This window comes from Streptococcus sp. SR4 (assembly GCF_000517725.1).
Lineage (GTDB): Bacteria > Bacillota > Bacilli > Lactobacillales > Streptococcaceae > Streptococcus > Streptococcus salivarius_F.
The window spans coordinates 1-6,110 of the sequence record NZ_AZYW01000043.1; the positions used below are offsets into that span (position 1 = coordinate 1).

The 6,110-nt window shown below is 39.8% G+C and carries 3 protein-coding genes; 2 read left to right on the plus strand and 1 reads right to left on the minus strand.

What is annotated here, in order from left to right; all coding sequences use genetic code 11:
* Positions 1–52: 52 nt before the first annotated feature.
* Positions 53–1,576: an ATP-binding cassette domain-containing protein gene (locus tag HMPREF1519_RS04705; RefSeq protein ID WP_022496609.1), complete on the minus strand. Its 1,524-nt coding sequence runs from the start codon at positions 1,574–1,576 to the stop codon at positions 53–55.
* Positions 1,577–2,004: 428 nt separating this feature from the next.
* On the opposite strand from HMPREF1519_RS04705, the gene HMPREF1519_RS04710 reads away from it, so the two are divergent.
* Together HMPREF1519_RS04710 and HMPREF1519_RS04715 are read left to right on the plus strand one after the other, a co-directional pair.
* A complete protein-coding gene (locus HMPREF1519_RS04710) occupies positions 2,005–3,093 on the plus strand; it encodes a hypothetical protein (RefSeq protein ID WP_037611328.1) in 1,089 nt (362 codons plus the stop codon).
* Between the two features lie 527 nt (positions 3,094–3,620).
* Positions 3,621–6,110: Spy0128 family protein (locus HMPREF1519_RS04715; RefSeq protein WP_037611330.1), on the plus strand; the 2,490-nt coding region annotated here is incomplete at its 3' end.

Genomic DNA, 6,110 nt, shown 5'->3' on the forward strand with positions numbered 1-6,110 from the left:
AAGAAAAGGTTTCTTTTGAGACTTTTCTTGCAAAAACGATAGATTCGAGATCTTAAATCTCAACTTCTTCTAAACCTCGTGAGTCTAGGCGATAGATCTTTTGGCAGACTTGTCTGAGGTAGTTGACATCATGTGATACTGTAAGAATTGCCCCTGGATAGTTCTCGAAGAGCTGTCGGACTTGGGGTTGCGAGGTGGGTGAAAAATTTCTGGTTGGTTCATCTAGGATAAGCAGCTTAGGGCTTTCTAAGACCAGGTGCAGTAGGAGTAGTTTTCCTTTCTGTCCTCCAGATAAATCAGAGATTGCATGGTTCATTTCATCATGACTAAAGTTGAGGTTGGCGAGATGGGAGCTTATAACCTCTTGTTCAGACTTGTCGCCAGTCTTACTCAAAAACGCTATCGGTGACAAATCATTTTGCAAGATAGTATCGTAATGTTGGGGCATGTAGCCAATAGTCAGGTCGGTCTTCTGACTAAGTTTTTGGTAGAGATAGTGTAAGAGAGTGGATTTACCGCAGCCGTTATCTCCAACAATACCAATTTTTTCCTGCCCTTTCAAAGAAAGTTTGAGATGGTCAATAGTCAGGTGAGGAGCGATGTTTATCTGCTTTTCATCTAGATTTAAGAGATATTTTCCTTGAGGTAGAGGGTCGATATGAGAGAAGAAAAGTTCAATACTGTCTTCTTTATCAGGCATCTGTGTCATATCTTGGGCAAGGCGGTCGTAGCGTTTTTCTTGTGAGAGGATAGTTTTCATCTTTTTAGCAAGCAATCGTCCTTGCGTGCTGTCATGCGTATTTCGTAGGGTGGTTTGGACATTTTGTTTGATGCGGCGATGCTTGGCCATAGCTTTGTCGTAGGCTTTTTTCTCAGTTTTGGCTTGCTGCATCTGTTGTTGGTAGCTATCAGTGCGATGTTGGCTGTAGTTATCATAGTCGAGGTGTTCCACACTGGTCCTTGCCTGTTGACGACGTTTAAGGAGTTCCAGATGGATAATGGTATCAGCTGTCTGACTGAGTAAATCCTCGTCATGTGAGATGTAGACGATCGTTTTATCAGAGTGCTTGATAAAGTCTTTTAACCAAGTCATAGTAGTTAAATCCATATCGTTTGAAGGCTCATCAAGAAAAATGATGTCGTGGGGACGAGCTAATTCTCGGATGAGTTGAATTTTGAGTTTCTCACCACCTGATAGAGTGGAGATCAGCTGACTGCTAGCAAAACGCTCACTATCAAAACGAAGTTCATCAGCCAGACGATAGAGGGTGGCATAGTCTAGGTCATAAGTGTCCGCAAAGAAGTAGTCGTTAAGGGTTAGAGATTGCAAGTTATCCGAAATTTGTTGGGGAATATAGACCAGTGGGCTATCTGTTTTGTTAATAGTTCCCTCGTAAGACAGATGGTCAAAATGTGCTTTTGGATTGACCATAACGGCAAGGAGACTAGATTTTCCATTGCCTTCCTCCCCAATGATGGCGACTTTTTCGCCTGTAGCTATCGTTAGATTTAGATCATGAACAAGTTCACGCAAATCTTTGGTATGTGTTATGGTTAGGTGTTGAATCTGTATCATAGGACCTCCTAGGTCAGAGTGTTTGTGGATATTGTTTGAAGTAGTTTTTTACTTCAAACAATATCAAAGGTCAAAAAACAGTCCTACCTTATAAGATAGAACTGCCTTGAATCTAGCTAAAAAGCTCTCTAGGAGATAGTGATGGTGTGGACGCAAAAAAGCGCAGATACCATCAACAAGTTTTCTACAGAAAAAGAGCGCAAAAAAGACATGAAAACAATCTATCAAATAAAGCAGGTTTATTGTGAATAGACTTAGTTGTTCATGTCTCCATTTACCTCCGAATGTTACTTGTCTCGATTTTACGCTGTCTAACGGATTTTGTCAAATGAAAATCAAAAATCCAGCCCTCTTAGACCGCCGATGCACCTTATCAATAGTCCCCACCTATGCTATACTAGAAGTAATACTGAAAAATGGAGATTATTATGGAAAATAAGTTTGTAAAGAAGCCAACACCTAAGGGGGATAAGACAACAAAAATTTTTTTTATAGGTCTCTTAGTGGCATTGCTTTTTGTAATCGCAGGAACGGCTATCTTTTTTGCTGTGAGTGGTAGCAGTAAGGCTACCAAGGGCTCAGCCTCATCTAGCAAGTCAAGTACAACTGTCTATTCCGGCAGCAATGCAGAAGATCCCTTGTTTAAAATCACCCTGACAACCTTCGGGGATAATAAGGAATTTCTACTCGTGACACCAAATCCTGGTCATGATAGAAACATGTTTAACATTGTGGGGGTAGCTGGTCAATACCTAGTCACTCAAGAGTGCAAGGGTGATGTATCTGGTAAGAAAAATGCCAAGGGTGAAACTCTTTATAAATATGACTATTTTAATATCTATGTGTATGACACGGAAAAACCAAATCAGAAACCTAAACAAATTGACCTTTTGAAATTGGCTAAGAAAGCTGGGAATGAAGATTATTTAAACCAGGCAAGTCTAAGGCTTTTCATGCTTAATGACCAAGCCTACTTACAAATGCCTTTTGGTGCATCGTCAGCTGATTTTACTTCTAATAAAAAATACCTCAATCTCAAAACTCAAAAAATCGAGGAGATGAATATCTCAGCTAACTCGAATACTTTGGACTCGGAATTGGAGTACGCTAATGTTGATATGCGTAAGACTTTAGAGCCTTTTGGTCTTGAGATGTGGCCAGGTGCAACTAATGGTAAGGATTTTGATAATCCGTCTGGAACACCAATTGCGAGTCTACCTGCTCTTTATTACATTTCTGAAAAAGACAGGAGCCTCAATATGGATAGTACCAACTTTGCCAAAGAGCAAAAGGAAGCTTACGAAGCTGTTAAGACCAAACATGCTAGAATCTATACGCTTCCAAGTAAAATCAATAACGAAACCTGGTTCAATACCTTGCTCCATTGGATGGCACCTGAAGGGCAGGATGCCTACGAATTACCGGTTAGGGCTTTTAGACCGACTCAGGAAGAAGGTAAAGTCAAGTCCTATCAAGAATTGCAGTCTTGGAATGACAACCATATCAGAAAAAAATAGAGGAAGTTACCTCTGGAACCAATAAGATGATTAACCCAAGTATATGATGCTTGGTTTTTTTATTTTTTTGAAAATGTAGTGGGTGACTATGGTCGTGAAAGGCAATTATTAAATTGTATATCAATGATATATCGAGGGTGTTACAGAATCGGATGGTTTGTAATAAGAAGGCGAAAATTAGAATAAAAGTAAGAAAATCAGCCAATAAAATGAGTTAAATCCTCTCATAAGTCTAACATCTTCCGTGAAAAACATGAGAAAGTTAGGAATGAAAAGAAAATAAAATAGAAATTTGAAAACGGTATAAAGTAAATAAAATCAAGGGTTTTACACTTGTAAAGGTAAAAAACGAACAAAAGTTGTTAGGTAAATTGTCAGACAACTTGATTTTTTTTAAAAAAGTTAACTTAATCACTTGACCATAAATTGTCAGAATGTTAGAATGTAATAGAATCATGAGTTCAAGTATAGGATTCTTGTATACTCGTGACCTATAACTAACTATTTCATACAGAGGGAGACTTGAAATGAAAGACATTTTTAACAGACGCCAACGATTTTCATTGCGTAAATATTCGTTTGGTGTCGCTTCAGTCTTGCTAGGAACGGCACTCTTTGCTGCTCATACTGCACAGGCTGATGAAGTCACAGCACCCGATGCTTCTTCATCAAACCCTGGTTCATCAGTTGAGGGCGAAAGTTCGTCAGACCTGGTTGAGACGTCTACAGCATCAACAGCTCAAGCAGATCCTACTGCAGCTGTATCTTCAACTGATGCAACTGCGTCAACATTTAACTTGACGCCAGAAGCTTCAACAGATAAGGTTGCCGCAGAGACAACTGACAAACAAGCTACAGAAACTGCAAAACCTGAAGCAGCTAAACCAGCTTCAGAGACTGCAAAACCAACTGAGAAAGCTACTTCAGAAGCAGCTAAACCAGCTACAGCGGCATCTACAAATGCAGCCAGCAACAACGTTGAAACAACAGCTTCAACAACAGCAGCTTCAAACGCTTCAGCTACAGCAGCTAACCGTTCTGCAGCAACAGCAGCTCCAGTAGCTGAAGAAACAGCAGCAGCCGAAACTGCGGCAGCAACTACAAGTCTTAACACACGTGGTTCTGCACGTTTTTATTCTGTAGGATCAGCAGCAGATCGAAGTGCAACACTTGACCGCGCTGCAACTGATTTGACGAATGCTGGTGCTTTGGCAACAAGTCGTAGCCGTCGTAACCGTCGTGCCGCTACAGACCACAATAACGAGCCGGTTGCTGTAGCAACTTTCCTAAAAGACGGTGAAGTTGCTACACCTGATATGACGGATCCAAATGGTGCAAGTGTTCGTTCGCAAACTGTACCATCAGGCTATTCTGCTAAAGAAGGCGATGTATACACTTATAGTATTGTAGACCTTACTCGTTTCAATGAACGTTACAATACAAACTACTATGTACGTGCTTACAAGAGGTTTGATGCTTCAACAGATACGACTGTTGAATTGATGGATAAAAACACTGGCAATGTAGTAGAAACAAGAACGATTACAGCTTCTAGTGGTATTCAAAAATTCACGACTACCAAGTCTGCATCTAGGGGAGAATTAACTTTCCAAGTTGATTACGATCCAGGTACAGGAGCTGGCCCTGGTAAAACTGACCAACCATTCATTCAGTTTGGTTATGAAGTTGGAGCAAGTATTCAAGCTTTAGTTGCACCAGGACACAACCTTACGCCAGCTGAGAAAAAATTATACGATGACGTTTACGCTGCTCGTACATCAACGGATATTATTAACGTTGTAGAACCAGCTTATAACGGTCGTACGATTACGGATACTAATGCCAAGATTCCAGTATCAGTTAATAAAACAACTTACTATAAAGTAGTTGATAAAAACAATCCAACATTTAACGCTAATAAAACAGATAAAACTGTTCAAGACTACGTAGCAAATGGTAATGAAGTAGACTTAGCTTCATACACTCTTAAAGCTATGGAAGGTCAAAACTTCACAGCATCTGGAGAGCGCCAATTTGATGGGTACAAACTTTATCAAGCAGCTGATGCAAATGATCAATCAGGTTATGTAAGCCGTCCTTACACTGTTGGTACGAAATTCATGGACGCTGAGCGTGCAGGAATTAAACGTATTAAAGAAATTGTAGGTGAAGATGGAACTGTAGTTGTTCGCGTTTACTTACTAGATCCGAAACAACAAAACAAACGTTCTGATGGTACATTGAGCACTGATGGCTACATGTTGCTAGCAGAAACGAAACCAATTAAACCAGGTGATTACAACAAACAAGAATTAGCTGTTAAGAAATCACCTCTTAATACAATTGCTTTCACTGATAGTAAAGGTGTAACCTATGCAAATGGTAAGGAAGTTCCATTTGACTTCCAAAAAGCTGCTGGATACACACCGTATAAGACTGTCTTTGTTCCATTCTTGGGAGATAATATTGGACACCTTTCTCCAAACGAACAATTGGTTCGTGGGGTAAATGGTATTGGTACCAACGTTGACTTGCTCAACTCATTGACACCATATAAACAACCAATCTACTACTATGTTAAACAAGAACCTGTAACAGTAACTCCAGAAGTTGAAAAACAACTTGAAGGACGTGTACTTGTTGATGGTGAATTTAGCTTCAAGATTGAAAAAGATCAAGAAAATAAATCACTACCAGGATATGAAGAAACTGTCACTAACAAAAACGGCAAAGCAACATTTAGCAAATTAACCTTTAATAAAGTTGGTACATACACTTACACAATCACTGAGGTTAAAGGATCAGATACAAACGTCGATTACGATGGCATGACAGTTAAGATGACTGTTACTGTAACTGAGAACTCTAAAGGTGATTTGCAAGCTTCAGTTAAATACAGTGGTACTGGTGGATTCGCTTCAAGTGCAGATGATAAAGTCTTCAACAACTACGTTGTAGCTCCAGTTAAGACTAAATTTGACTTTAGCAAGGCTCTTGCAGGTCGTGAGTTGAAAGCC

Bases quoted from the DNA above. Each gene is read 5' to 3' on its own strand.
- HMPREF1519_RS04705 (WP_022496609.1), bottom strand. From the start codon at position 1,576: ATGATACAGATTCAACACCTAACCATAACACATACCAAAGATTTGCGT.
- HMPREF1519_RS04710 (WP_037611328.1), top strand. From the start codon at position 2,005: ATGGAAAATAAGTTTGTAAAGAAGCCAACACCTAAGGGGGATAAGACA.